The sequence below is a fragment of the Legionella genomosp. 1 genome, from assembly GCF_900640215.1.
Classification (GTDB): domain Bacteria; phylum Pseudomonadota; class Gammaproteobacteria; order Legionellales; family Legionellaceae; genus Legionella_C; species Legionella_C quinlivanii_A.
Genome location: NZ_CAAAJH010000015.1, coordinates 67415 through 94348 on the forward strand (window position 1 = coordinate 67415; position 26934 = coordinate 94348).

The window sequence follows — 26934 nt, forward strand, 5'->3', positions numbered from 1 at the left end:
TTAGCTATCTCTGTGTCCATTGTTTAATATATTATACCAAATTTTAAACATTCAATATTGGCGAAAATAAAATTTTTCCAAATGCATGAGGCGGTGAGATAAGGGCATTGATATACTTCAAAATACGCTTCCATTCTGTTTTGGTTCATTTATGAAAGAAATTGTACTGGCCACTTCCAACCAAGGAAAAATTAAAGAAATTCAAGCTATCCTTTCCCCTCTTCAATGCTTAAGCATGGCTGATTTTGAAATCGAAAGCCCTGAGGAAAACGGTTTAAGCTTTATTGAAAACGCCTTGATTAAAGCTCGTCATACCAGCACCCAGTCAGGAAAAGCAGCATTGGCGGATGATTCAGGGCTGGTGGTTCCTGCACTCAATGGTGCGCCTGGTATTTATTCCTCCCGCTATGCGGGAGAAGATGCAACGGATGGCGATAATATCCAGCAGCTCTTGCACAATATGAAGGATTTGAAGCAAGAAAAACGACAAGCGTATTTCTTTTGTGCTATTGCTATCCTGCGTTTCGCAGATGATCCCGTACCTCTTTTAGCTTATGGCAAAATCGAGGGGCAGATCATTTTTGAACCCAGAGGAAGCAAGGGATTTGGTTATGATCCAATATTTTATATTCCAGAGCAGCAGTCCACCGCCGCTGAATTGTCTCCTGAAATAAAAAACAAAATCAGCCATCGGGCACGCGCCTTATCTCAGCTTCGGGATCAGCTGAAGGAGCTACTATGATTACCAGCATCCAATCATTCAATGAACTCTCAACCCAGGATTTATATGACATTCTGCAATTGAGAAATGCTATATTTATAGTGGAGCAGCAATGTCCCTATCAGGATCTGGACTATAAGGATCAACAGGCCTTACACCTGTGTATGCGCGAAGGCCAGACTTTATTAGCCTATGCGCGAATTCAACCCGACTATGATGCCAATATCTTAAGTTTTGGCCGTATTGTCACTGCCGCAATCGCGCGAGGCCAGGGATTGGGGAAACAATTGCTAAACAATGTCATGGATTATCTGCAAACTCATTTTGCCGGCAAAATGGTTCATATTCATGCGCAGTTTTATTTAAAACGCTTTTATGAATCTTATGGATTTTCGAGTGAGGGAGAACCTTTTGATGAGGATGGAATCCCGCATATTTTAATGGTCAGATCACTATGAATGATGATGAACTATTTGAGAAAGCTTACTCGCTTCATTATGGGGGACAATTGCCGCAGGCGATTACCCTCTACGAGCAGCTGCTCAATATCAATCCTCAGAATGAGCGCGCCCTGCAGTATATAGGCTTAGCCTATGCACAGTTGGGCGATATGGCCAATGCGGTGCTCTTCATGAAGCAATCCCTGCAATTAAAACCTGATAATCCGGTGCTTCTTAATAATCTGGGCAATGCATATAAAAATATACATGATTTTGATCAAGCCATTTCCCATTACAAGGAAGCACTTCATTATAATAATGAGTATGCCCAGGCCCACTGTAATCTGGCAGGTGTCTATGCTATCCAGGGAGATTATCTTCAAGCGCTCGAGCATTATCGCCAGGCTGTTCATGCCGAGCCTGATTTTATACTGGCTCACTTTAATTTAGGCTTGTTATTACTAAAAAATAATCAGTTAACCCCTGCAAAAATTCAATTTAAAAACGTCCTGGCATTGGATCCTTCTCATGTTGAGGCGCAATTCTATCTGGGCGTACTGGAACTCGAAGCCAATCGACTGAAAGAAGCAGAACATGCTTTTCAAACCGTTTTACAGGAAAATGAAAATCATGTGCAGGCGCTGACTAATTTGGGGGTGGTCGCCTTGAAGCAGAATAATGGACAGTTAGCGGTTGATTATTTCACACGTGCACTAACTATTGATAATGATCACATTGAAGCACGCAACAATCTGGCCGCGACATTTATCCATCACGACCGCTTCGAAAATGCATTAATGCATTATGATGTTTTGCTGCAACAGTTTCCTGATAATAGTGAATACTTATACAACTCAGGCGTTGCGCAAATGGCTTTAGGTCATTTAAACGAAGCCATTGCTCATTTTGAAAAAATTCTCGAAACAGATCCTCGTCACTTTGCCGCTCTTAATAATCTCGCCGCTATTTATCTTCGTCTTGAAGATAAAGAACGGGCCAAAAAATTACTGCAGCAGGCCTTGCTTGTCAAGCCGGAGGATAAATCAAGCCGGCATATGCTGAATGCTTTGATGAATAATCAACGAGCGGAAACAGCGCCAGAATATGCGGCCAATTTATTCAATAATTACGCGCTTTATTACGATCAGCACCTAAAGGATTATCTTGGTTATTCTTTACCAGAACGAATTCGAAAATTCCTCAAAGAGGCCGATATTCAGATTGTCGAACGGGTATTGGATTTAGGTTGTGGAACTGGACTTTCCGGAGCCAGTATTCGTTCATTTTGCCAGAAACTTATCGGCGTGGATATCGCTGCAAAAATGCTTGCTCAGGCGCATGAAAAAGGGATCTATGATCAGTTGGTTGAAGATGAAATTATTCATTTTCTGAAAAAAGATACAGCCTTGTATGATTTGATTATTGCTGCGGATGTCCTGCCTTATTTTGGCGATCTTTCCGGGCTATTTGAGCTAATCAGTCAGCATTTACTCACAGGAGCCTATTTCATTTTCAATACCGAAATCTGCTTCGAACCGCCCTGGCAATTACAGGCGAGCGCACGTTTTAGTCATCATCTGGACTATTTAAAGCAATTAGCCTTAAAATCTCATTTTCGCTGGATAAAGCAAGAGGAAATAGCCAGCAGAAAACAGGAAGATAAACCACTGTTGACCCGTCTCGTTATTCTTCAAAAAGAGGAGGCACAAACGTAACTTCCCAGGTAGGTCATCCTGAGCGTAGCTAAGGATCTCAAACTGCTTGGAACTGAGCCAGATTCATGAGATCCTTCACTGCGTTCAGGATGACGTTTAAAGGATGGTTCAGGATGACGTTTAGAGGATGGTTCAAGATGACGTTGAGAGGATGGTTCAGGGTGACGTTGAGAGGATGGTTCAGGATGACGTACTCGGGGTGTCGTAAAGATATTGTAAAATTCTGCTGCTCCTGTGAAGTTGAATTGGCTTTTTAAATATAATTTCAAACATTGCTAATCAAGTTTAAATCAGGATGCCCCATGCCAGAAGCCCAGCAAAAGACTACCCCAAGCCTGAACGAGAAGGCCTCAAGCTCCTCCATCACCATGGTTTTACAACGATTCAGGAAAAGTGAAGAAGAAAAAGAAGCGGCCGCGGAGTCAGCCAAAGTACGCTGCAAGACCTGTTTTAAAGAAATTGCGCCAACTCCCCGTTGTTTTGGACATGGCGGAGGCGGCGGTGGCGGCGGGGCTGAAGAGTCATCAGAGAATACCAGCAGCCAAAACCTTGAGTTATCACTGACAAATTTATCTCCCTTAGCCGATGATGAAGATTTCCTGGTTGAGTTTACTCCAATAGAGAATAGTGAAGAAGCTGAGTCAGATGAGGAATTATTTGATCCCGAGGTAATTGCTGAGTTAATCGAGCGAGGCTTATTGCTGGTCCATACTGATCCTAAATCGCTGACGCTGACCATCAAGCTTCAATGCGAGCCAGATGCTTTATCTGAAAAGCAAAGAAACGAATTAAACAAGTTTATGACCGCAGTTATTAAAGAGTTCAATTCATTTAAAAAACAGCATCATTTAAGCGATGATTGCATCCATCTGGTTGAAGATACGAAAAAAAATATACTCTCCTTACGTATTAATCTTCCTGCCCGCTCTTTATACGATGCCTTTATTCAACAGTTAGCGAACAATCTCTTACCGGTCCCGAGACCCGCGGTAATCAATGAGAAATCACGCGAGGAAAAGAAGGGTTTAGTTTTATCGCCATTGGCAATGGAACCCAAACCCGATCTGAAGAAGGACGACGTAGAGCAAGACGAAGAAAGGGCAGAAGATAAGCTGACAAACTTTAATCCCTCACCTTTTTCAGTCGACTGTAAGCCCTGGTAATCCAGGATTTACATTAGTTTCTGTGAACCAATTTTAATTGTGGCTGCAAATAGCTAAGAGAGGGCAATGGTGCTGGAGTTGCTGGCGGCCTTCCCTTCTTTCTCCGGCTTTCTGCGTTTGGGACTCGTCTGTAAAGGGCTATCCCAATGCCCATCGCTTTCAATTTCAATATCCCCGGATTCCCTTTTAGCATCCACCCCCATTTTTGCAGTCATCTTTTGATAAGAGCTTGAGGGAGTATTCTCTTTATTGGCCGCCTTCCATAAGTCACGGTAAAATTGGCAATTCCCTATTAACTCCTCATGGGTTCCCTCAGCTATGACCCTTCCGCCGTCGATTACAATAATCCGATCGGCAAAATCTCGTGCTTCGCTCAATTCGTGCGTAATCATCAAAGCCGCATAGGGCTTGAAATATTTCTTAAAGGCCTCCATCACTTTTCTTGCTGAGCTAGCATCCAGAGCAGATGTAATTTCATCCAGGAGAAAAATACCGTCCCTATTTTTCATTAAGCCGCGAAGGATAGCGATCTTCTGTTGCTCGCCCCCTGATAAGCCCTGCCCCTGGTCACCCACATCCGTGTCCAGTTTACTGGACAAGCGATTTAAGAGTTCATCAATACCCAATAATTCAGCCAGGTTGAAGATTACAGTATCCACATCCTCCACCGGCTCCTGAGCACCAAACAGGATATTCTCTTTGACTGATCCTTTAAATAAGCCCGCCTTTTGAGAAAATAAGGTGATAAAAGCCTGCCGCGCCTTGAGACTTATACCATCGACATCCTGCCCATTAATATAAATAGAGCCTCCACTTTGTGTGGAATGGCCAAATAACAAGTTGAAAAGGGTACTTTTACCCCCGCCACTGGCACTGACAACCGCAACCCACTCTCCTTTTTGGATCCTGGTTGAAATCCCTCTCAATATTTTGCGCTCTTGCTCATTATCCTCGTTTTTGGGATATCTAAAGCGAATGTCTTTAAACTCAATGGCGGGATGATCGTTTTCAGTTAAGTCCAGTTTTACATCAGGATGTTTGTCTATTATCTGTTTGCTGTTATCTATAAATTGACCATAGACCGTTTGTAAGTCTGGCATTAAAGACAATAGACGCGTGAAGGCCGCCCCAAAATCGGGAGCCATCTGGCATAATTGATTGAGATAGCCAAGGATGAAGATAAAGCTTTGAGGGCTAAGCGCTCCTTCTCTTAGCTGATAGGCGGCATATACAGCACCCAAGAGCATACCTGTTCTCGAAATTGCAGTATATCCCTGGCTGGTTCTATGCTTTATTTTATCCATTTTAACCAGTGCTTCACCGAAGGTTTTGTTCGCCCCTGAAACAAGCGCCCTGGCGGCAGCTTTTTTATCAAAATTGTCTATTATTCCCTTGTTGGCCAATGCGCCAAGAAACGTTTCCCATACTTTATTATTTTTCTGTATATATTCTGATTTTGCCTCGACTATAGTGTTCACTCTGGTAGCAGCAAAAAGCCCACAGGCAGTAAAAATGGACACAGCGCTGATTCCCAAAGCCGCGGAGTGAGTCAATACTGCCATGAGGGCGCTTCCCAGAATAGCTATATCGGCGGCACTAAGCGTCTCGCCAAATAGAGCTTCAATCAACTCTTCAATCCCCATGCTTTTTTGAATAAGCTGTATCTGAGGATATGAACCGAGCCGAATGCTCTCTTCAAGAGTAAGCCCTACTTGTCTTTCAGTTGCTTCAGTGACCACCCGTTCAAAGGTATCGGCACGGGGCCCTGTGAGAAGTATTTGCGCCTGTGTTTTAGCAAGTCCTCCTAGAGCATAAATGCAGGTAAGTGCTGCAACAAGGGACTCAACTGAATACTCTACACCCATTATTTCAATTGATTTTTCATCCGTGAACGATGCTTCGGCAATTTTCGCGAACAAAAAAGAACTGGACCCATTTGCAAGCGCCTGAATCAGATTCATGACTTGCGCAAGACTTATGTCTGGAAGATTTTTTCCAGTACAAATATAAGAAATGAAATAGGAAAATGCACCCCAGAGTGATGTCTTTTTTTCAGGAGCAGGAGCAGACTTTGCTCCATCCAGAATGGGATTGGATTCTCCTGAACTTTCAGCCTGAGGGGGATTATTTTTCTCTAAATTATTTTCAATGTCGTCATCGAGTTCATCAATGAGATTAGACTGACCGCCTAACTTAACAAACGATTTGACCCATTGCATAATTCGCATACGCACTCCTGACTTGCCCCCCTATCTCCTGGGAATGACATTATAATGACCTGTGTGAACAGCAATAGTACCTTGCCACAATTGATTTGTAAAAAAAATTGGCATTACTTTCAATTAGCTCCAATTCCATGATTCACTGCGGCTGATTTCGGACTATACTTCGTTTAAACAACAAGGACAGGATAGCTATGAAAGGTTTTTTTGGACCAGCGAGCTGGGAAACACGCCTTCGACAATTGCAGATCAATCCTGATGAAATCAATGAGCGCGATCTGGAAACAATTGTCAATTATTTTCGCAGAAATATTAAAAGTGATTTACAGCCCCAGCAAACTATCACCGCCCTTAAACACTTGTATGAAAGTTATGAGCGAATAAAAAATAAAAACGCTTTGGATGAAACCCTTGATTTCGATTCATCTCTGATAGTATTCAGCTATGCCGCTAAAAATGGGATGGATCGATTTCTGATACAGGCCTGGCCGCACAGTAATAACGAGGTCAGGAAAAACTGCCTGCAACATGTGAATAACTTTAATAATTCAGCGCTGCATCTGGCTTCAATTAATGGTCATCCTCGGGTCATACGGTTTCTGCTGCAACTGAATATGTCAGCCATGCAAGCGAATATGGCAGGTAAGCTGCCAATCATGCTGGCTTTGCAATGCCACAATATTGCCATGCGACAAGAGTGTTACCGAGAGTTCTCTCATACCTTGCCTGAAATTGTTCAGCGATTGGATGCTGCAGGTGAAAATATCCTGTTCTATTTGCTGCGAGCCCAAATGGAGGATGAAGCATTGGACGCGCTTCAGAAAAATCCGTCGGCATTGCAAGCAATCAATGATGAAGGCGAAACATTACTGCATGTGGCCTTGTTACTTGGATTAAAAAAAATATATCAGCCCTTGTTAAGAAATAGAGCGATGGTTGAACATCGAACGCTTCACAATCAAACTATTCTGCATTATGCCGTAGCCGGAGGTTATGCTGAAGCAGTAACAGCGGTGTTAACGGGTAAATTCAATTTAATTGATAAGCAAGACCGTAAACTCAATACCGCTCTCCATTTAGCTGCCGGGCAAAGCAATGGAAAAATGATTGAACTACTTCTTGCACATGGCGCAAGAACCGATTTATGCAATGAGCATAATAAGCTGGCAGCGGATCTTGCATCCAATGAGTATCATCATCTGTTACAAAATAGAACACCCGGTATGAGTATCCATTAATAGCAAACCTGAATCCGTATTCTACACTGTAGTTAAGGGAATGAATCGGAGTATGTATGCTCACACCAATCCAGACGTCCGGAAAACTGGCCGAAATAAACACACTGAACTCGCTTATCCGTTTGTATGATCAGAAAAGATCAGACAGGCGGGAACAGGCTATGCTTCTGGCGCAGATACATACTTTATCTGAAACAGTTTTTATAGACATGCAAACGAAACATGACCCTAACTTTGTGGACAAAGATATCGATAATTATCTTAACTGGTATTCAAGCAGCCTGGTGATGGAAGAGTTCGCATCATTTGAAACAAGCGTTTTCCCTGGAACCTCTGGCGAAAAAAGCGTTCTGGAATTGGCGCAGCATCCCACACCTCTTCCAACCGTTAAAGAGTGGACGAAGCACACAACGCCTCGGAATTTTTTAGCTGCAAGGAATGAATTATATGCAAAAATAGACCCTTTACTGCTGGCGGTCCATCAGCAACGTGCAGGGCAGCATGAGAGTGAGCAAGCGAAGATCAGTTACTACAATGCCCTTGAACAACTAAAAAATCATATACTGCTTCAGCTAAACCACCCTACTGAAACCAGTAGAAAGCCAATTGCCCAGCATCGGCTGCGTAATTTATTGAGTGCCGTTCTTTTTGAAATGAATTATATTTTTGAAACCCTGGAAGATAAAAAAGTTGAGTTCGAACATCAGAAGCATGTGGCAGCCGACCTATTGGGCTTCCGCTCTCCTCAGAATCGAGCACTGCTGGAGCTATCAAAACAATTATCCAGCAACCAAATGGATATTATACCTGGTTTTGAGACTAAGCGATTGGGGCCTCAAGGGGGTGGCAATAACAAAAACTGGGTAACCACCAATCTGGAAACAGGACAATCTTATTTAATCCGCGTGGCTGACGGGAATGATTACAAACCCGGTCTGATTAACCAACTACGCCGGGATCCAGAGATTAGCAAGTTTCTTACTCAGGATTATTTGCGTGCCGTCACCCCTTTATTGGCAATGGGGAACAATAATCTGATCACCGTATCTGAATTTTGCCAGAATGGTGATATTTTACGATACCAATCCCGGCACGCCAAAGCAACGCCCGAACTTTCAGTGAGCATGGCTTTGCAAAGAACTCAGGAGGTTGCGGAATTTGTTGCTCTGTTGGCGAAGAAAGGCTATGGTCATCCGGATATTAAGGCAGAAAACTTTTTAGTCAATGACAAGTTGCAGCTGGCGGTTTCTGATATAAAATTTATTCGCCCTTTAAAATCTGATGGCACATTGGAAAAATATGAAGAAGTGAATACTACTTATTCTTTTGCCGCACCCGAATATCTTAGAGATCTATCAAGCAATGTGCATATAAGCATGGATAAATTTTCCAGCTATCAGCTGGCAGTCATGTTATACGACTTACTGACCATGCAGCAAGGCGATGAAAAATTATCCTGGGCCTCAAAACTTCAGCTTGCAGGCTGTGACTCAACGGTCAGTAATACAGCGGATGCCCTTGACTTTACAGCGGAAATTTTCCAAACCGAGCCAGGAAAGGCAGCTAGAGAACTCATTCAAATGAGCTTGCAGGCTAATCCAGACTTACGACCCGGAGCTAATGATTTTATGAGTTACTTAAATCAAATTTCTCTTATTCAAGACTCAGAAATAGCAGAGGATTTACCTGCAAATATGAAGCCGACAACAGCGCCTGCGAGTTTGATTATGAAAGAAAATCTGAATCACTTAAAAAATCAGGGTGCTGAGCAAAGCCTCTCATACGAGCACTCAAATAAAACTATGTAATATTTTAGTTAGGGCGAAAGTGTATGGTCATAGGCCTTTTCGCCGTGCTCAATGATATCCACCCCTTGAATTTCTTCCTCGGGGGTTGAGCGGATGTTTATCAGCTTTTTCAAAGTAAAGAGAATCAATGCCGTGCCGATTATGGAGATGGCAATTGCAACAATGACTGCTATCAACTGGTAAACTATCAGCATAGCGTTTCCAGCCAGTAAACCGTCCTTACCAGCGGAATTCATAGTTACCGTGGCAAATACACCGGTCAGAACAGAACCAATCACACCCGAGATGCCATGACAGACAAAGACATCCGCCGCATCATCGACCGTCTCGAAACGATTGAGGAAATCCAGGCAAAACTGCGCAATGATTGCTGTAATACTGCCAATAACGATGGCGCCCATAGGGGTAACGAAGCCCGATGCAGGCGTGACAGCAACAAGGCCAATCACCGCGGCAGCTGATGCGCCAACTGCAGAGGGCCTTTTTCCCCGCGCCCATAATAGCAATGTCCAGGTTGTAACCGCGGAGCTTGCAGCCAGCATCGTGGTAATGGCTGCGCAAATAGCTAAATCATTGGCAGCAGAAGCTGAGCCTGCGTTAAATCCAAACCAGCCAAACCATAACATTGAAGCACCAAGAACCACAAAAGGGATATTGTGGGGACGATTTTTTTGCTGCGATAAGCCAATTCTTGGTCCAAGAATAATCGCAGCAATCAATGCAGAAAATCCGGCACTGATATGAACCACGATTCCGCCGGCAAAATCAATTGCGCCAATTTGTGCTAACCACCCATTAACACCCCAAACCCAGTGCGCCAAAGGAATATAGACAAGAATGGTCCAAAAAAATACAAACAAAATGTAACTGCTGAATTTCATTCGCCCTACCAGCGCACCGGAAATTATGGCCGGAGAGACGACTGCAAACATCATTTGAAATAACATAAACAGCGGGATGGGAATAGGCAAACTCTTATTTTCCGCAGAAAATAAACCCGCGAGTCCCAGATAATCCATATTTCCCAGCCATTGATTACTCCCGCCGTAGACTAAAGAATAGCCAAAGACCGCCCATATAAGCGGGATGATCGCCAGACAAATAAAACTCATTTTGATTGTATTTAATGTGTTTCGTACTGGGCTTAAGCCAGAGTAAAAAAAGGCAAGGCCAGGCGTCATTAGCATTACCAGAGCACAGGATATTAGCATCCAGGCTATATTTCCATGATCCATAAAATATCCTTATAAATGAGGGCCCTGCTTACTTATCTTAGCCGGTTCCCTGGATCCCGCGAACAAGTCGCGGGACGTAGGAGGTCTTAAGAACAATTAAAACGGTAACTCCAATGCCGGATTAATCTGGTTTATCTGTTTACGAAACAGCGTTTTGATTTTTTCCAGAGCATTTTCATCCTCAGCCTCAAATCTTGCAATCAGACAAGGTGTGGTATTGGAAGCTCGCAATAAACCCCATCCGTCCGCAAACTCCACCCGTAAGCCATCAATCCCAATAACGCGCCCTTTGGGAAATTCTGCTTTTTTTTCAAACTCCTGCATAAACAGAAATTTGTCTTTCTCTTCCATCGGGATTTTAATTTCCGGCGTATTGACACTTATCGGGATTTGCGCAAACTGCTGACTGGGGCTTAGCGGGCTTTGACTTAAGAGCTCCAGCAAGCGGCAGGCGCTGTATAAAGCATCATCAAAGCCAAACCAGCGATCTTTGAAAAATAAATGCCCGCTCATTTCACCAGCCAGAATAGCGCCTTTTTCTTCCATTACTGATTTCACAATCGAATGGCCCGTGGGACACATTTGCGCCACGCCGTCACCCTGTTCAATAATCCGGGTTAGAAACGCAGAACATTTCACATCAAAAACGATGGTCGCATTTTTTGTTTTCTTCAATAGATCGCGGGCGTAAAACATCATCAGACGATCGGGCCAGATCATTTCTCCTGTTTCGGTAATTACACCCAGACGATCCGCATCGCCATCAAAAGCCAGGCCAATATCAGCCTGATGCTTTCTGACCGTATCTTTTAACTCTGCTAAATTTTCTTCAATGGTGGGATCGGGATGATGATTGGGAAAATGCCCATCTACCTCGCAATGCAGAGGAATCACCTCACAACCCAGGCGCTCCAGAACTTTGGGAACAAGCGGGCCTGCGATACCATTGCCGCAATCCACAACTATCTTGAATGGTCGAGCGACATGCACATTTGAAACAACCAGATCGGCATAGGCATCCAGAATATTCAGGAAAGAGCTTTTTCCCTGCCCCTCTATGAACTGGCCATTCTGGATGATTTGGTATAAATCCATGATTTCAGATTTGGTCAGCGTTTTACCCGCCAGGACCATTTTAATCCCATTATACTCAGCTGGATTATGACTAGCGGTCACAATGAGGCCCGAATCTGATTGCGGCAGATGAGTGGCATAGTACAGCACAGGACTGGATACCGCCCCGAGTTCTATCACATCGATTCCACTGCCAAGCAGGCCGCATTTTAATGCTTCTGCCAGGCGCTCACTAGTCAGGCGCCCATCACGAGCAAGAAAAATACTGCTGCGATTCAAAGCTTTCATGCGTACGCTGAGTGCTTTGCCAATGCTATAGAAAGCATCCTCATTAAAGTTTTCATCAATTACGCCGCGAATATCGTAAGCACGAAATACCAGCGGGCTTACTTCTTTTTCAACATAAGGCATCAGCCTCTCCCCGAGCTGCCAAAACCGCCCTCACCTCGTGGGGTTTCGATAAAAGCATCCACCAATTTAAACTGGCACTGAACAACCGGCAGGAAGACCAATTGGGCAATACGTTCACCAGGATTCACAGTAAAATGCTCCTGATTGCGGTTCCAGCAGGAAATTTTTAATTCCCCCTGATAATCAGAATCAATAAGCCCCACGAGATTACCCAGCACAATACCGTGTTTATGCCCTAAACCAGAACGAGGCAGGATAACAGCCGCCAATTGCGGGTTTGCGATGTAAATAGCCAGGCCGGTAGGCAAAAGAACCGTCTCACCGCCAGCAATTTGCAAAGGTTCATCGATACAGACCCGTAAATCAAGACCAGCAGACCCTTCAGTAGCATACGATGGCAACGGGATACTGTTCCCAAGACGGGGATCCAGGATTTTAAGTTGAATTGCGTGTTCCATCAGTTATCTCCAGAAACTTCAGATGAGGCGACATTTTGAAGAGTTGAAGCCAGGATTGCAATAAGATCAGCCGCCAATCGCTGTTTATTGTTCAAAGGCAAATGGATTTCTTCTTTTTGCGAGATAACCACCACCTCATTTTCCAGGCGATCAAACCCTAAGCCGTTCCCCACCTGATTTGCTACAATTAAGTCAAGCTGCTTATTTTTTAACTTTTGTCTGGCATTTTCGATTAAATTATCGGTTTCTGCGGCAAAGCCCATCACCAGCCCCGCCTTTTTGGACTGCGCAACACTGCTTAAAATATCCGGATTAAGCTGTAATTCAATGACTGGCTTTTGGCCCTGCTGTTTCTTGATTTTTTGCGAAGCCACGGCAACAGGCGCATAATCAGCCACAGCGGCGCATCCGATAAATAAAGTTCCAGGTTTTAAATGCTGCATCACCTCGTCAAACATTTCTTTGGCAGAAATCACCCGATGGCATTCGATATTGGATGGAGGCGGCAAATCAGTGGGTCCGGTGATCAATACCACCTTAGCCCCTGCCATACAGGCCGCTTCAGCCAGCGCATAGCCCATACGTCCTGAACTATGATTGCTGATGTATCGTACAGGATCCAGTGCTTCCCGGGTGGGGCCAGCAGTGATAAGAACGTGTTGCCCTGCCAGAAGCCGGCGAACTTTCAGCAGGCGTAAACTGCTGATTACAGCCGGTGCTTCCGCCATTCTTCCCGGGCCAAACTCCCCACAAGCCTGCTCTCCTTCATCGGGCCCGACAAAAACAACGCCGCGCTGCTTCAACAGCTCACAGTTATCGCGAGTCGCCGGATGATTCCACATGCTGTGATTCATTGCCGGGCATACAAGGACTGGAATATTGGCCACCAGATACAGGGTCGAAAGTAAATCATCAGCCAGCCCCTGAGCCATCCTGGCCAGACAATTCGCGGTCGCTGGTGCGATGACTAAATAATCGGCCCAACGCGCCAGTTCGATGTGTCCCATTGAACGCTCGGCTTGTGGATCGAATAAATCCATGCGTACTTCTTTGCCGCTTAGGGCTTGAAAGGTCATGGGAGAAATAAATTCTGTGGCGGCCCTGGTCATTACCACCTGCACCTCCGCACCGAGTCGGGTCAGTTCACGAACTAAATAAGCAGATTTATAGGCGGCAATACCCCCGCAAACACCTAACAGTATTTTTTTATCTTCAAAATCTTGCATGCTTGAACAGTTTTGATAAGAATAATCCCCGATCAAAACACAAACCTCGCTATAAAGGAATAAGAATGACAAATTTGTTTAACGCGCAATCCCTGGATTTGCGCGAAAAACTGGCAACTATTGGCGCTGAAAAGCTGTCCGATACGGAGTTGCTTGCAATTTTTATCAGCTCTGGTAACGGCAAACGCTCTTGTCTGCAGTTAGCTCAGGATTTACTTAAAACATTTGGTGATTTGCGTGCGATTCTTAATGCAGATATACAAGGATTCAAGTGCATTCCAGGTCTTGGGCAAGTGAAATACCTGCAGCTACAGGCGGCGCGTGAGATTTGCCTGCGCAGCGAATTTATCACTTTGAAAAAAGACCAGCAGCTTGGCAATACAGAGCAAACTTATCGCTATATCAAGCGTCAGCTACGCGACAAGAAAAATGAGATTTTCGCGGCTATATTTCTGGATAGTCAATACCGGGTTATCTGCTATGAAGAATTATTTCACGGCACTATCAATGCGGCTACTGTGCACCCGCGTCCCCTGGTGGAGCGCGCACTCAAACTGAATGCTGCCGCAGTCATCATTGCCCATAATCACCCATCAGGATTATGTGAAGCAAGTCAGCAGGACTATCGGGTTACTGAATGCCTGAGTCAGGCGCTGAAGCTGATTGATGTCCAGCTGCTCGATCATCTGGTGATTGGTGATAATGAAGTGTTTTCCATTCTGGAGCAAAGAAAACAGGCTTGTCATTAACCTGAAAAAAGGTTTTTTGTCAAATTCAAAACCAATTTGCTATAATTTATAACATGGTTATTTTCTATCTCAAGCGACTATGGATAATTTATCACGAGAGGGAATATTGGAGTTATCGGAAGACAATCCGGTAGGGCTCATTTATTCGCCGACTGAATTACATCAATACCTGGTTGAGTTAATCGCAAACCACAAGACAGATTATTTGCACAAGGGAACTGACCTGGCTTCATTTGCAACGCTGGATGATGCCATGCGGGAAGCCAGAAAGCGGGGCGCAAAATCTTTTTTTCTTTGTCTGGATAATACTTACGATGAATGCGGTTCTGAATGTCTGCAAAGTTATTTCAACTACCTGCCCGTTTATCCTCATTAATCTTGATTATTTCCGGAAGAGTTTGTAGAGTCTGTCCTATCGAACTGCTATAACAGGAACTATTAATGCGGACCTATTTATTTCTAATGTTATCTACCTTGTCTTTCCTGGTCAAAGCAGACACTATTGATCATTATATCAACATTTCAAATAACATCCCGCAGATGGAAATGAAAGCCGATGCCCAATCCCAGGCCTGGGCGCGTTCAGCCCGGAACGTTTTGATTATTACTGCAGAAAGTATTGCCGAAACACTGACTCAGGCCAATGATTTAGCAAAAAGCCAGGGGCGTCAGTTATTTTGCCTGCCCGAAGGAAAAAAACTGGATGCAATGACGATGAATAACATCATTGTTCAAACCTATAATGGTATCTCAAGCCAGGAAAGCGACAAAAGTAAAATGACCGTTTCTCAGGTCGCCTGGCTTGGTGTAATGAAAAGCTTTCCCTGCCAGGGGAATGCAGCCGCTCCAGCTGCTTCATCCAATTCAGCTACCGGAAAAACAGCGCGCATGCAGCATATGAGTTCAGTTTTGGGCTTGCCTTCCTGAACGGCTTTCAATTCTTATATAAAATTCTGCCAAAATCCCCTCCCAGCTTGGGAGAGAGTTAGAAAGAGGGTTTAAAAATCAACCCTCACCCTAGCCCTCACTGCCATTAAATCAAGGACTTCTGTCATTCCCGCGAAAGGCGGGAATCTATTCCTCAGTTACTATTGTGGCTAGCTCAGAGATGGATCCCCGCCTTTCGCGGGGATGACAGTTTAATATACAATTGAGCTTAACTTAATGGCAGTAACCCTCTCCTGACTGGGAAAGGGGATTTTTTCTAATAGCCTGACACTCTCAGGCACTAAACTCTTCAAAGGCTTCCAATGCTTCTGCGGCATACATTAAAGACGGCCCGCCGCCCATATAAATAGCCATCGCCAAAGTTTCCATCAATTCTTCACGTGAAGTTTGTAATTTAACCAGAGCTTGTGAATGGAACCCGATACAGCCAGGGCAATGATTGGCGACAGCCAGAGCCATTGCGATGAGTTCTTTCGTTTTTTTATCCAGCGCGCCATCTTTGGTAGCGGCCTGAGCTAAAGAAGAAAATCCGGCCATAACGTCAGGCATTTCTTTGCGCATTTTGGCGAGTTGAGTGCTAATTCCTTTGGTTACGTCATTAAATTTTGACACAAAAATCTCCTGTTAAATGATTACCCTTCTGATTTATATCATGGCAGCGACCCGTCGACAAATCCGGCTTGCTGAAAAGTTATTAAAAGAGAAAATTGCGATGTTGCCAGCAGGCTAGTGAAGCCCGCTGCTCGTCGTAAATGTTTTGGAATGCAATTCGACACATCCCTGATGATAGGCAATTGAATAATTGTGTTTCATAAAACCGACATGCGAATTTAACAACTCGCCTAATCTGCCGCTTGAAGCAAAAAACGCCCGATCTACTACTTTCTCATTCACTTTTTGCGCGGTTACCAGCATTTTAGCCATCAGCTTGGCCCGCGTCTGCTCAGGTAATTCTTTTTGATTGAGTCGGGTTAAATTGGTGAGTAATGTTTCAGCAATATTCAGCTTTTCATGCATAAGATTATAGTGAACCATATATCGGGGACTGAAAAAGCGAAACTGATTTTTTTTATAATTATTCAAGTCAGACTTCATACCTAGAATATACACTTTTAAAGCATCTTCCAGTTGCCCGGCTGAAGATAATAATCTGGTCTTAGGTTCTCCGTGCTCACCAATCAGGCTTCCTCCCCGACTTTTGGTTCCGGGTTTTGGATTTAAAAGAAGATAATTTAACTCCTGTACATCCGAACGGGTTTGCAGGCGTTCGGCGAGACAATTACAAAGAGCGTAATATTTCTTTAGATTATCATTAGTCGTGCCTTTCGGTGGAACGGCTGAGGATAATAATTGTTTTAAGCCCTTCAAATCATTCAGGCTGGCTCGCTCAACGATACTAAGTGATAATTTGGTCGCAATATGCAGCTCTTTATCTGAAAGACTTTGCTGTAATTCCAGCATTCTCAAAATGATACTTCGCAGCACCTCTTTGGTGATAACAGGCTCAGCCAGCTCAGGGTGGCTTAACTTATTTAGCCAGGAATGGGTGAGTCGATCCTCACTTAATAAATTATTCAGCACAATTTCCCAATTTGCACGGCTTTGTTTGGTAGTACAGCGTTTATAGCCTGACATGATTTGCAGCAGGCGTTTTGGCTCTTCCTTAATCAAGGGATGGGATAAAAGAGCCACAAAATCTTCAACAATAAATTGATTAAGATAGGGTAAAGATTGACGGAAACTGGCTGAAAATTTAATGGCTTTCTCGAGATGCTCATTTTTTTCAAGTAGCTGCTTGCGGTTATGGGTCGACAGCACGGGCTGAGCGTCTCTCAATTGCGCTTTAAAATTATTTTCTATCCGGATGAGCGCGGCATGAAGCCTGGCTCTGGGGATTTGTGATTTTGCCAGTTTAGGTGAGGTTTTTTTACACTCAATACCTTGCTGAGATAATGCTTTTATCAAGCGGTCAACATTACAATCTTCCCAGCGAATGCCAGATGTCAGTCTGGTTTCATCCAGGCTGCCATTATCCGCATGATGAACTAGAATGGTTTGCTCTGGGTTATGGGGCAAAGCCATTCCTTCCATCACACTAACCCCGCCGCCCCGCTGAATGACCAGATTACTTCGGGTAAGTAATGGCGTTAAACTGATATCATCCTGATTTGTCGATACAGGAATGATGAGGCTACTGAGATGCGGATAACGCGAACTAATTTCCTCTATTTCTTTTTTAAATTTATGACCACCCAGGACAAAGATTTTCTCATAGCCATTTGTTAAAAGGGTTTCAATGTATTTAACTGTGTCATTACCCGCCTGGCTACCGAGAAGAATAGTCGCGATCTGCTCGTGGGCAGCGACAGAATAATCAGATTCGCTATCATCCGGATTTTTGAGACTTATTTTGCAAGGCTCATGAAAATATCGACTATAATCCAGGTCAGGATTCTTAAATCCTGGACGAACCATCGGATTGTCCTTCGCAGGCACATCATAAATGCCGGCAAAATGTTCTCCCTTGGGAAAATGAAAACGAATGATTTCGTCCGTCATTCCAACACCATACAACCGCATTTGCTGCTGCTGCTTTTTATTCAGGCGAGCTAAGGGATTAAAAAAATGAACCGCCCCCTCAGTAGGTAAATCTGTAAAATACTGCTGGACTACTAACTGATTATAACCGGGGTAATTTAGCATGATCCATTCATTGTACTCTCGTGCTGCATCACAAAGCGCTGGCAATCCCATTGCCTGGGTACTAATAATTTCTGTGTAAGGCTCACCTTTAATTGCTGCCGCCTTTAAATCTCTCAGCAATCGTTCTTTAACTGTGGAATAATTTTGATCATCGTTACTTTTTTGTAAGTCAATCAGCTTTCTTAACTCAGAAACGGCGTCCTCTCGTTGTAATATGTTCCAGATCCCTGCACTTTCATATCCGGCGTCATAATAATCCAGCAACATATCGCGATAGTATCGATTGAGCTTCTTTTCAGCGTCATTTAAACGGGTGGTTTCTTCGAGCAGGCTTTCCCGTGACGGAATTATTGGGATAGGTGTGAGCGCGCTGATTTTTTTTAGCAGAGGAGATATTCGATAATCGTATAGCAGACCCTGTCCTCTGAGGATCAAGTCGCGAGACGGGTTGTTGCCTTTATGTTCCAGTAATACCGGCTCATATTCGGGAAAATCAAACTCAATTCCCGCTTTCGCATATTCTCTTTCTAAATACTTATGAATCCCTTTAATCGCTGAGATGTGTCCACCGCCACCGCTGCAACCCAATAGAAAAGGTCGTCTCTTGCCTTCACATTCAAGGCTGATATAGCTAGCCCTAACAACACTCATTCAATACTCCTAAATTTTGAAGCAAGGATTCTGACGCATTTTTATGTTCCTAGTTTATACGCTTAGTATTATCAAAACATTAACTGAGTAACATTTTTCTATTAGTTTGTAAATGAACAAATTGGAGTAATTGTTTCAACAACTGTATCATTTGTTGGCAGAAAGAAACGTTTCTTTCTTTCACGAATGAATAAGTCTGTAAACATTCTCAATTGGACACCTGAGAGAGCACTTGATTAGCGGCAATTAAACATCAACTTACCAATTCAAAAATAGATTCATGGCTAAAACATTGGCTTGGAAATTATTGGTATTCACACGTCTGATGTATTGATTCAAGTAACCGATTTCCGTTGTGAGTGCGGAGTTTAGCTTGTAATTAAAACCAATAAAAAAACGGTTCTGATCAAAACCACGATTGTTTAATCCATTGAAATTATTCAAATGCCAAAAAACCTCTTCAGTACTGGCGAGATTAAGTTTGGCCGTCGGTACCAGAGGAACCATCAGCTTAAAATATTGTCGGTAGCGGTAAGCGGTATTATCACTGGTTTCCAGATAGCGTTCCTCAAGACGGCAACGTATTGAAAACGTCAACTCCTGAAATTTTTTAGTCCAAAAAAGCTGCTGCCAGATACGGTTCTCATGAAACGGATGTCTTGTTAAGGGTTCTTCCGTATACACCCAGGCATAACCGAGCCAAAGAGTGGTATCCTGATTTACGGCGTAGCCCAGGCCAGTTCTTAGCAATGTTTGCGTGGACCGCTCTACATTATCCCCTGCGCGCTCTTGCGCTTCCAACCAGAGCTTGAATTGCTCAAGCTGCCCTTTGCCTAAAGACCCCATGCCAAGCACTGTCAGCCAGCTTTGAAAATCCTTGACTGTATCTGCCGCAAAAGCAGCTTCCGCACTTAGACAGATTAAAAGTACGCTTTTTAAAATAAAACCTGCTAATTTACGCATAGTACTGATCTATTTGAAAATTTCTTGAAGAAAATTTTTCATGGCCTGCATGGATCGTTTGGCAGCTATCGGATTATAAATCGTTCCCAAATCAGGATCATGAGCGTTGGGATTGGTGAACGCATGTTTTGTCAACCCATACTGATGAACTTGCCAGTCAACCTTTGCTTCCGTCATTTCCTGACAAAAATCATTTAGTTGTTGCGGGGGTACCATTGGATCGTCATAGCCGTGCAGAGCAAGCACTTTAGCCTGAATCTTTTGATTGGGAATGTGTTTTGGTTTATCGAGTAACCCGTGAAAGCTGACCACACCAGCCAGTTCCGCACCGCTACGCGCCAAGTCCAGCACACATAAACCGCCAAAGCAAAAACCAATAGCCGCAACCCTGGTACTATCCACCTCAGACATCGCAATCACTGCATCAAAACCCGCACGGATACGATCACGCAACAAACGCCGATCCCCGGCCAATGGCTGCATCAAAGCGATTTTTTCATCGGTCGTGTATCCGATACGTCCATGCCCATACATATCGAGGGCAAAACCAACATAGCCTAACTCTTTCGCCAGCATCTCCGCCTTGTGGCAGGCAAATTCGTTTCGCCCGCTCCAGTCATGAGCAATAATCACCGCAGGACGAGGCTGGTCAATGGAATCATCATAAGCAAGAAAACCATGTAACTCCTGTTCACCGTGATGATAGAGATAATTTGAGCTGTGCATGAAATTTCCTTTTTGAAGCAGTAGGTATTGCTAAAGTCTAAATTGAGACTGACTAAAAGTCCAATCCCATTCTTAAGATAATGCTATGAATTTGAAAGGAATATAACCTCATAGTTCTCATAATTGTCAGTAAAACAAAGATTTGAGACAGGGCCTTGCAGTTTGTAATTATCAATCGGTTTGGCTAGTCATAAGACAAAGTGCTAAACTTTAATTAGAGAATGAATGATAAAAAAAGACGTCTTATATCATCTGAATGAATTAACCTGCTGGCGGGAAATCTCGATTTCCACGTGCCAATTAAATGTTAGTTACTGACAGGACAGTGATCATGATAGTCAATACTTTAACTGAAGTGAAAGATTTCTTACAGGCACAGTTCTGCTATCATTTTTTTATTACCCCCTTACCTCTGCCGCTCGAGAAAGAATATCGGGATTTTGCAGCTCGTGCCTGTGAGTTTGTAGCTTCTAAACGAACCGCCGTGATACATAGAGATAAACCACGCCATCACGTAATACACCGCTTTGAACAGCCAGGCAATCCGCAAGCGAAAAAAGTATTGGTAACTCATGGCTGGATGTCCAGAGCAGCCTATATGGTTCGAGTAATACGGGCACTCCATCAACAGGGCTATGATGTCTATGCAATTGATTTTCCTGCGCATGGCGAAGCCCGCGGATGGCAGTTAACCTGGCTGGATGCGGTAAGTATTTTAAAAGAAACACTTAATGAACTTGGGCCTTTTTATGCGGTGTTAGGACACTCCTTTGGCGGCTCCATGTTGCTAAACACTTTAAATCTTGCTCATCAGCTACCCGAATGGGAAATAGAACACATGCCTGACAAGGCCATTCTCATTGCCTCACCCACCCAGATGAGAACGCCGGTGAGTAAATTAGCCAGACGTTTGGGGTTAAACGGCTCTGCCTTTTTGCAATTGCGAAATGTGATTAGGCAAAACTCCAAAACCAGCATTGATCATTTAAACTATCGGCGAATGATTAACAGCTGTGAAATTCCTATTTTATGTATTCATGGAAAAGAAGATGACTCGATTAGCCCGCAGGAGTCCATTATATTTTGTCGGCGATATCCTTTTGCAAGCCTGACTTTACTGCCTGGAGTGGATCATGTGGGCGTTTTGATTGATTCGCGAGTTGAAACACGAGTTGTCCAATATCTCGAATCAGATTAAATAAAAGCACAATATTAATCCAGGGTTTGCCTGTATCGCTTAAATGCAATAAGCAGAATAACGACAGTAAAAATCATAATAGGGATGGTTTCTCGCCATACATCAAGGAAACCATTGCCTTTGAGTAATATTCCCCGAACAATGATCAGATAATGCGTCAGGGGTAAAGCACTCCCTACCCATTGAGCCCAAACAGGCATGCCCCGGAAAGGGAACATAAATCCTGATAATAGAATGGAAGGCAAAAAGAAAAACATGGCACTTTGTACTGCCTGCAACTGGTTGGTAGCAACAGTAGAAAAGGTCAGACCCATTGCAAGATTTGCAGCAATAAATGGCAAACTTAAGAAAAGAAGAAGAAATATATTTCCTTCCATTGGCACATGGAATAAAAATCTGGCCATCAATAAAATCAGTAAAGCCTGGACGTAACCGACTATAATATAGGGCAGCAGTTTTCCGACCATCACTTCCAGCGGCCTTAAAGGGGTAGCGAGCAGATTTTCCATTGTACCCCGTTCATACTCGCGGGTGATTACCAGAGCCGTTACAATTACCATTGTCATTGTTAAAACCACACCTAAAAGTCCCGGCACAATATTATAGGCGGTAATCGCCAAAGGATTGTAAATGGTATGAACAAGAGGTTCATAGGGAGGCCCCTGATCAGCTAATGATTCCAGAGGCCCCTTAAGTTCTTCGGTTAATGCCAGAGAAGCCATCTGCGTGAAGACATCAACAGCGCGGCTGGTCGCCGCAGGATCAGTCGCGTCCGCTTCCAGTAGAACGCCAGGCTTGAGCCCTTTGACCAATTGCTTCGAAAAATCAGGAGGAAAATTCACTACGAACTGCACTTCTCCTCTTTTAATCAGCCGCCGTGCTTCTTCCTCTGAACTGGAGGGACTGATAAACTGAAAATAGGTTGAGTTTTGCATACTCAGAAGAATACGCCGTGTAAACTGGGAAGGTTCAGGATTAACAACGGCCGTAGGCAGATGACGGGGATTGGTGTTAATCGCATAACCAAACAAAATCAATTGCATAAGAGGAATAGCCAGAATCATCCCGAACGTAGCCTTATCGCGTCTCATTTCAATGAATTCTTTGACCATAATACCCAGCAAACGAGAAAACCCCTGATGAATCAAGCGCTACCTCCTTTTGATTTTTTAACCATACTGATAAAGGCGTCTTCCAGTGTGGAGTCAATTGGCTGCCATTTTACCCTATGGCGTTGGGCAAGCTGCTGCAATTCGGCTTCAATCTCTTTTGCCTGATACCCGCTTACATGAATTTGATTGCCAAACAAGGCAGCCTGCATCACAGCCTTCATTTCTTTAGCTTCCTGTAATAAACTGGTAGTTACATCACCAGTAATCTTCCAGGTTAGTAACTTTGTAGATGCAATAACTTCACTCACTGTTCCAGTAATCAGCAAATCGCCATAGGCCAGATATGCCAGACGGGTGCAGCGCTCAGCTTCATCCATATAATGTGTTGATACCAGGGTGGTAATGCCTTGCTGACTTAGTGAGTGAATTTTATCCCAGAACTCGCGGCGTGCCAAAGGATCAACTCCGGCTGTAGGTTCATCGAGAAGCAGTAACTCTGGCTCATGCAAGAGACAGGCTGCCAAGGCTACACGCTGCTTCCAGCCACCCGACAGCTCACCGGTTAACTGCTTGCGCCGATGAGTCAGTCCTAAATCCTCCAAGGCCCGTTCAACCCGTTGTTTTCGATTATCCAGATTATAAACACGGGCGACAAAATTAAGATTTTCTTCGATACTCAGATCAGTGTAATAACTGAATTTCTGAGTCATATAGCCAACATGCTCTTTAATCCTGGCCGACTCTCGCAAAATATCATAGCCTAGACAAGTTCCGCTGCCAGAATCCGGTGTCAGCAAACCGCAAAGCATACGGATGGTTGTCGTTTTTCCACTGCCATTAGGACCAAGAAAGCCGAACACCTCTCCCTTTTTAACATACATGTCAACCCCATTGACCACCACCTTGCCATTGAAACTTTTACATAAATCATGGACATCAATAATGGCTTCATCAGTCATGGTATAAACACCGTCACTGGCTGACCCGGCTTAAATTCATTAAATTCCCGCAGATCGGCCTTGATTCGGAAAACAAGCTTATCGGTGTTCTCTCGGCTATATACCAGAGGGGGAATATACTGAGCTTCTGGTGATATATAACTAATCAGCGCTTGCGCACGTGTACGGCAGCCATCACAAAGAAATTCAATTTTCTGCCCTACTTTCAGCGCAGCCAGCAGTTCCACTGGAACAAAAAATTCAATGCGAACATTGGCAGGCGTTAACAGGGATAGAACCGCTTTCTGGCTGCCTACAAACTCACCCACGCGATAATAGGTATCAAAAATTAAACCATCTGCTGGTGCATACAGCCGCTTTTGCTCCAGCTGCCATTTGGCAACTGACAATCTTTCCGCGAATGAAGCAATCTGGGCTTTTTGCGCATTGATCTGCTCTTCTCGACTGCCAAGTCTCGCCAGACGAAGATTGGATTCATATTGCTCTTTCAGCTTGACCTGCTCCTGATAGACAGCAACGGCCTCATCAAGGACATCCTTTGATGCCGCCTGCTTGCGGTATAATTCCTGATAGCGTCTGACTCGCACCTCGGCCAGTTTAATTTGCGCTTCGGTTTGTTCAATTTGTGCCTGAATAGCCGCTATTTCCGGCTTTCGTCGCGGATTTTCCAAATCCTTCAATAGATTTTTAGCTTGCTGTAAATCGGCTTCAAACTGTTTAATTTGCAGGAATTCAGGATTTTTATCCAGCTGGAAGAGTAAATCGCCTTTTTTCACCATTTGTCCGCGTTGCACCGCAAGAGTCTCCAGAATCCCCGAATAAGGCGATGCCAGATAAATATTTTCACCTTCCACATAACCTTGTATCTGGCGTTCTTGTGATTGGTGGCAAGCTATTAAACTGCCTATAGTCAATAAAATCAGGAAAAATTTCCGCATAATGATTTGCTAAAAAAATGATTGCTTTATAGTGACCTGAATTTTTTATTTGAGCAAATTCTATTTATACTAAAATACTTCTAATTGAGTTTAACTAATAAGGCGCATAGATGAATTTTGATTTAATCGTTATTGGTGGGGGCAGCGGGGGAATAGCGAGTGCTGTTCGAGCTGCAAAACACGGGGCGAAAGTCGCCGTTATTGAACAGCAGCATCTTGGAGGAACCTGTGTTAATCTGGGCTGTGTTCCTAAAAAAATAATGTTCAATGCTTCAAGCATCGCCGAAATCATGGAAAAAGCTCCTGATTATGGTTTTGACCCCTGCTCAGTTAAACTGGATTGGTCAACATTAATCGCCAGACGAAAAGCTTACATTGAGCGGCTTCGTGAAAATTATCTTGCTCGCTTCAAGCAATTTAATATTATACGGCTTAACGGGCATGGACGCTTTGTCGGAGCAGATCAGGTTGAGGTAAACGGGCAGATTTATCAGGCACCGCACATAATTATTGCAACTGGAGGACAGCCCTCTATGCCGGCTGATCTTGAGGGAATTGAACTCGCGATTAGCTCGGATGGTTTTTTTGCCCTGGAAAAACTTCCTCAAAAAGTAGCGGTCATTGGCAGTGGATATATTGGGGTTGAACTCGCAGGAGTACTCAATGGTCTGGGTTCTGAAACACATCTGTTTTTACGAGGTAAAGCACCCCTTAGCCGATTCGACTCTATGCTGGGCGAGACTCTTATGGAGATAATGCTCAACGATGGATTACAGGTTCATACGAACCATCGTGCCCGAAAAATTGAGTTACAAACCGATGGCAGGCGAAGTATCCATTGCCAGAGCGGTTCTGTTCTCAGTGACTTTGATGTCGTCATCGCAGCCGTTGGCCGTTCTCCCCGTACTGATCAGTTGAATCTGGATGAGATTGGGGTTAAACGGGATCCGCGAGGGCTTATTGAAGTCGATAAATTTCAGCAAACTAATATTAAAGGTATTTACGCTATTGGAGATGTCATCGATGAGCCTGCACTTACACCAGTTGCCATCGCTGCCGGCAGAAGGCTGAGTGATCGTCTTTTTGGGGGCCAGGCTGAAGCCTTTCTCGATTACAGCAATATATGTTCAGTTGTCTTCAGTCACCCCCCGATAGGCAGTGTGGGCATGAGTGAAGAGGAAGCGGTCGCAAAATATGGAGCAGAGCAAATTAAAACCTATCAAACCCGATTTAATCCGATGTTTGATGCGTTTAGCGAGCATAAAAAGCCCACCGTCATGAAACTAGTTACCTTGGGTAAAGAAGAAAAGATCATTGGCTTACATATGATTGGTTACTATGCCGATGAGATACTGCAAGGATTTGGGGTTGCTGTAAAAATGGGGGCTACCAAAAAAGATTTCGACAACACAGTCGCAATCCACCCTACAAGCGCCGAAGAATTGGTAACGATGGTTTAGGTGCGAGAGTGAGCTTATGAATTTAAGAGCATTTAATAAGATTTCCCCCTCCCTGGGGGAACGAGTCTATATTGATCCGGCTGCCTCTGTAATTGGCGATGTAAGGATTGGCAATGACAGTTCTGTCTGGCCAATGGCGGTGGTCCGGGGCGATGTGAACTCCATTGAAATTGGCCATTCATGCAGTGTTCAGGATGGTGCTGTTTTACATGTGACGCATGATGGTCCATTTACTGCCGGTGGCAGGAAGTTGATTCTGGGAAATGGGATTACAGTAGGCCATCAAGCCGTTCTGCATGCCTGTCACATTGAAGATTACTGTCTGATCGGCATGGGAGCATTAATACTGGACGCTGCGCATGTGGAGCATCATGTTATGATTGCTGCAGGCAGTGTAGTGTCACCCGGGAAGCGCCTTTTATCCGGCAATTTATATCTTGGTAATCCTGCGCGGCAAGTTCGGCCGCTCACAGAGCAAGAGTTGGAACAACTCGAATATTCAGCCAAACATTATGTCAGATTGAAGGATAAGTATTTGGGAGAGTGATATGGCACTTGCTTAAGAAGAAATCGTCTCACGTCATCCCGAACGCAGTGAGGGATCTCCCTTGCCTGGAGCGGTGCACATTAAGGAGATCCCTCACTACGTTCGGGATGACGTGCTTAAGTGCCATTCGGCCTTGGCCCAAGCTACGAGCGCGCTTTTTGGTTTTTTAGGCAAAAAAAAAGCGGCTCGAAAGCCGCTTTGCAATAAAGCCCTGGCGATGACCTACTTTCACATGGAGAAACTCCACACTATCATCGGCGCAAGTCTGT

The 26934-nt window shown here is 44.1% G+C and carries 24 protein-coding genes; 12 read left to right on the top strand and 12 right to left on the bottom strand.

The genetic code is table 11. The features are described 5' to 3' along the window. The first annotated feature begins 151 nt into the window (after nucleotides 1-151). The 4 genes from rdgB (at nucleotide 152) to E1O89_RS12885 (ending at nucleotide 4039) form a co-directional block, all read left to right on the top strand. Nucleotides 152-742 (top strand): RdgB/HAM1 family non-canonical purine NTP pyrophosphatase, encoded by a 591-nt coding sequence (gene rdgB, locus E1O89_RS12870; RefSeq protein ID WP_133140492.1) that lies wholly within the window; start codon nucleotides 152-154, stop codon nucleotides 740-742. Further along, nucleotides 739-1179, top strand: a complete 441-nt coding sequence (locus tag E1O89_RS12875) for a GNAT family N-acetyltransferase (protein ID WP_133140493.1) — start codon at nucleotides 739-741, stop codon at nucleotides 1177-1179. The genes rdgB and E1O89_RS12875 overlap by 4 nt, the downstream gene beginning before the upstream one ends. After that, the gene (locus tag E1O89_RS12880; RefSeq protein ID WP_133140494.1) at nucleotides 1176-2876 is read left to right on the top strand and encodes a tetratricopeptide repeat protein; all 1701 of its coding nucleotides are present in this window, start codon (nucleotides 1176-1178) and stop codon (nucleotides 2874-2876) included. Before E1O89_RS12875 ends, E1O89_RS12880 begins: the two co-directional genes overlap by 4 nt. Before the next feature lie 302 nt (nucleotides 2877-3178). Next, nucleotides 3179-4039 carry a hypothetical protein gene (locus tag E1O89_RS12885; RefSeq protein ID WP_133140495.1) on the top strand — a complete coding sequence of 287 codons (861 nt, stop codon included), beginning with the start codon at nucleotides 3179-3181 and terminating at the stop codon, nucleotides 4037-4039. Nucleotides 4040-4092: 53 nt separating this feature from the next. Here E1O89_RS12885 and E1O89_RS12890 read toward each other — a convergent pair whose 3' ends face one another. Beyond that, nucleotides 4093-6267 carry an ATP-binding cassette domain-containing protein gene (locus E1O89_RS12890; protein WP_133140496.1) on the bottom strand — a complete coding sequence of 725 codons (2175 nt, stop codon included), beginning with the start codon at nucleotides 6265-6267 and terminating at the stop codon, nucleotides 4093-4095. A gap of 188 nt (nucleotides 6268-6455) precedes the next feature. Between E1O89_RS12890 and E1O89_RS12895 the strand changes: the two genes are divergently transcribed. Together E1O89_RS12895 and E1O89_RS12900 are read left to right on the top strand one after the other, a co-directional pair. Then, complete coding sequence (locus E1O89_RS12895) at nucleotides 6456-7499, top strand: ankyrin repeat domain-containing protein (RefSeq protein WP_133140497.1); 1044 nt, start codon at nucleotides 6456-6458, stop codon at nucleotides 7497-7499. 56 nt (nucleotides 7500-7555) lie between these two features. Next, entirely contained in the window at nucleotides 7556-9307 is a 1752-nt protein-coding gene (locus tag E1O89_RS12900) for a protein kinase domain-containing protein (protein WP_133140498.1), read from the top strand. Nucleotides 9308-9315: 8 nt separating this feature from the next. Here E1O89_RS12900 and E1O89_RS12905 read toward each other — a convergent pair whose 3' ends face one another. From E1O89_RS12905 to coaBC, 4 genes are all read right to left on the bottom strand, one after another. Further along, nucleotides 9316-10542 (bottom strand): ammonium transporter, encoded by a 1227-nt coding sequence (locus E1O89_RS12905; protein ID WP_133140499.1) that lies wholly within the window; start codon nucleotides 10540-10542, stop codon nucleotides 9316-9318. A 96-nt stretch (nucleotides 10543-10638) separates the two neighbouring features. Beyond that, entirely contained in the window at nucleotides 10639-12027 is a 1389-nt protein-coding gene (locus E1O89_RS12910; protein ID WP_133140500.1) for a phosphomannomutase/phosphoglucomutase, read from the bottom strand. Continuing rightward, nucleotides 12027-12485, bottom strand: coding sequence for a dUTP diphosphatase (gene dut / locus E1O89_RS12915; RefSeq protein WP_112220558.1), 459 nt, complete (start codon nucleotides 12483-12485; stop codon nucleotides 12027-12029). Before dut ends, E1O89_RS12910 begins: the two co-directional genes overlap by 1 nt. Beyond that, a complete protein-coding gene (gene coaBC, locus E1O89_RS12920; protein WP_133140501.1) occupies nucleotides 12485-13711 on the bottom strand; it encodes a bifunctional phosphopantothenoylcysteine decarboxylase/phosphopantothenate--cysteine ligase CoaBC in 1227 nt (408 codons plus the stop codon). Before coaBC ends, dut begins: the two co-directional genes overlap by 1 nt. A gap of 65 nt (nucleotides 13712-13776) precedes the next feature. Here coaBC and radC point away from each other — a divergent pair, with 65 nt between their 5' ends. The 3 genes from radC (at nucleotide 13777) to E1O89_RS12935 (ending at nucleotide 15387) form a co-directional block, all read left to right on the top strand. Further along, nucleotides 13777-14460 (top strand): RadC family protein, encoded by a 684-nt coding sequence (radC, locus tag E1O89_RS12925; RefSeq protein ID WP_133140502.1) that lies wholly within the window; start codon nucleotides 13777-13779, stop codon nucleotides 14458-14460. 79 nt (nucleotides 14461-14539) lie between these two features. Beyond that, nucleotides 14540-14836, top strand: coding sequence for a hypothetical protein (locus E1O89_RS12930; protein WP_133140503.1), 297 nt, complete (start codon nucleotides 14540-14542; stop codon nucleotides 14834-14836). 65 nt (nucleotides 14837-14901) lie between these two features. Next, nucleotides 14902-15387 carry a phosphatase gene (locus tag E1O89_RS12935; protein WP_233012449.1) on the top strand — a complete coding sequence of 162 codons (486 nt, stop codon included), beginning with the start codon at nucleotides 14902-14904 and terminating at the stop codon, nucleotides 15385-15387. Nucleotides 15388-15681: 294 nt separating this feature from the next. On the opposite strand, the gene E1O89_RS12940 is transcribed toward E1O89_RS12935, so the two are convergent. The 4 genes from E1O89_RS12940 to E1O89_RS12955 all read right to left on the bottom strand — a co-directional run bounded on the left by E1O89_RS12940 (nucleotide 15682) and on the right by E1O89_RS12955 (nucleotide 20451). Further along, complete coding sequence (locus E1O89_RS12940; protein WP_058508053.1) at nucleotides 15682-15969, bottom strand: carboxymuconolactone decarboxylase family protein; 288 nt, start codon at nucleotides 15967-15969, stop codon at nucleotides 15682-15684. A gap of 165 nt (nucleotides 15970-16134) precedes the next feature. Further along, complete coding sequence (locus E1O89_RS12945; RefSeq protein ID WP_133140504.1) at nucleotides 16135-18762, bottom strand: hypothetical protein; 2628 nt, start codon at nucleotides 18760-18762, stop codon at nucleotides 16135-16137. 258 nt (nucleotides 18763-19020) lie between these two features. Beyond that, nucleotides 19021-19725 carry a DUF2490 domain-containing protein gene (locus E1O89_RS12950; protein ID WP_133140505.1) on the bottom strand — a complete coding sequence of 235 codons (705 nt, stop codon included), beginning with the start codon at nucleotides 19723-19725 and terminating at the stop codon, nucleotides 19021-19023. Nucleotides 19726-19734: 9 nt separating this feature from the next. After that, the gene (locus E1O89_RS12955; protein ID WP_133140506.1) at nucleotides 19735-20451 is read right to left on the bottom strand and encodes a dienelactone hydrolase family protein; all 717 of its coding nucleotides are present in this window, start codon (nucleotides 20449-20451) and stop codon (nucleotides 19735-19737) included. 331 nt (nucleotides 20452-20782) lie between these two features. Between E1O89_RS12955 and E1O89_RS12960 the strand changes: the two genes are divergently transcribed. Beyond that, complete coding sequence (locus E1O89_RS12960) at nucleotides 20783-21649, top strand: alpha/beta hydrolase (RefSeq protein WP_112220565.1); 867 nt, start codon at nucleotides 20783-20785, stop codon at nucleotides 21647-21649. A gap of 14 nt (nucleotides 21650-21663) precedes the next feature. Here the strand turns inward: E1O89_RS12960 and E1O89_RS12965 are convergent, their stop codons facing one another. From E1O89_RS12965 to E1O89_RS12975, 3 genes are read right to left on the bottom strand one after another with little or no spacing between them, the layout of a single operon-like run. Beyond that, the gene (locus tag E1O89_RS12965; RefSeq protein ID WP_262337521.1) at nucleotides 21664-22797 is read right to left on the bottom strand and encodes an ABC transporter permease; all 1134 of its coding nucleotides are present in this window, start codon (nucleotides 22795-22797) and stop codon (nucleotides 21664-21666) included. Then, on the bottom strand, nucleotides 22794-23720 hold the full coding sequence (locus E1O89_RS12970) for an ABC transporter ATP-binding protein (RefSeq protein WP_133140507.1): 927 nt from the start codon (nucleotides 23718-23720) through the stop codon (nucleotides 22794-22796). The genes E1O89_RS12965 and E1O89_RS12970 overlap by 4 nt, the downstream gene beginning before the upstream one ends. Beyond that, nucleotides 23717-24658 (bottom strand): HlyD family secretion protein, encoded by a 942-nt coding sequence (locus E1O89_RS12975; RefSeq protein WP_133140508.1) that lies wholly within the window; start codon nucleotides 24656-24658, stop codon nucleotides 23717-23719. Before E1O89_RS12975 ends, E1O89_RS12970 begins: the two co-directional genes overlap by 4 nt. Before the next feature lie 110 nt (nucleotides 24659-24768). Here E1O89_RS12975 and gorA point away from each other — a divergent pair, with 110 nt between their 5' ends. Together gorA and E1O89_RS12985 are read left to right on the top strand one after the other, a co-directional pair. Then, complete coding sequence (gene gorA / locus E1O89_RS12980; protein ID WP_133140509.1) at nucleotides 24769-26118, top strand: glutathione-disulfide reductase; 1350 nt, start codon at nucleotides 24769-24771, stop codon at nucleotides 26116-26118. A gap of 16 nt (nucleotides 26119-26134) precedes the next feature. After that, the gene (locus E1O89_RS12985; RefSeq protein ID WP_133140510.1) at nucleotides 26135-26665 is read left to right on the top strand and encodes a gamma carbonic anhydrase family protein; all 531 of its coding nucleotides are present in this window, start codon (nucleotides 26135-26137) and stop codon (nucleotides 26663-26665) included. Nucleotides 26666-26934 lie beyond the last annotated feature (269 nt).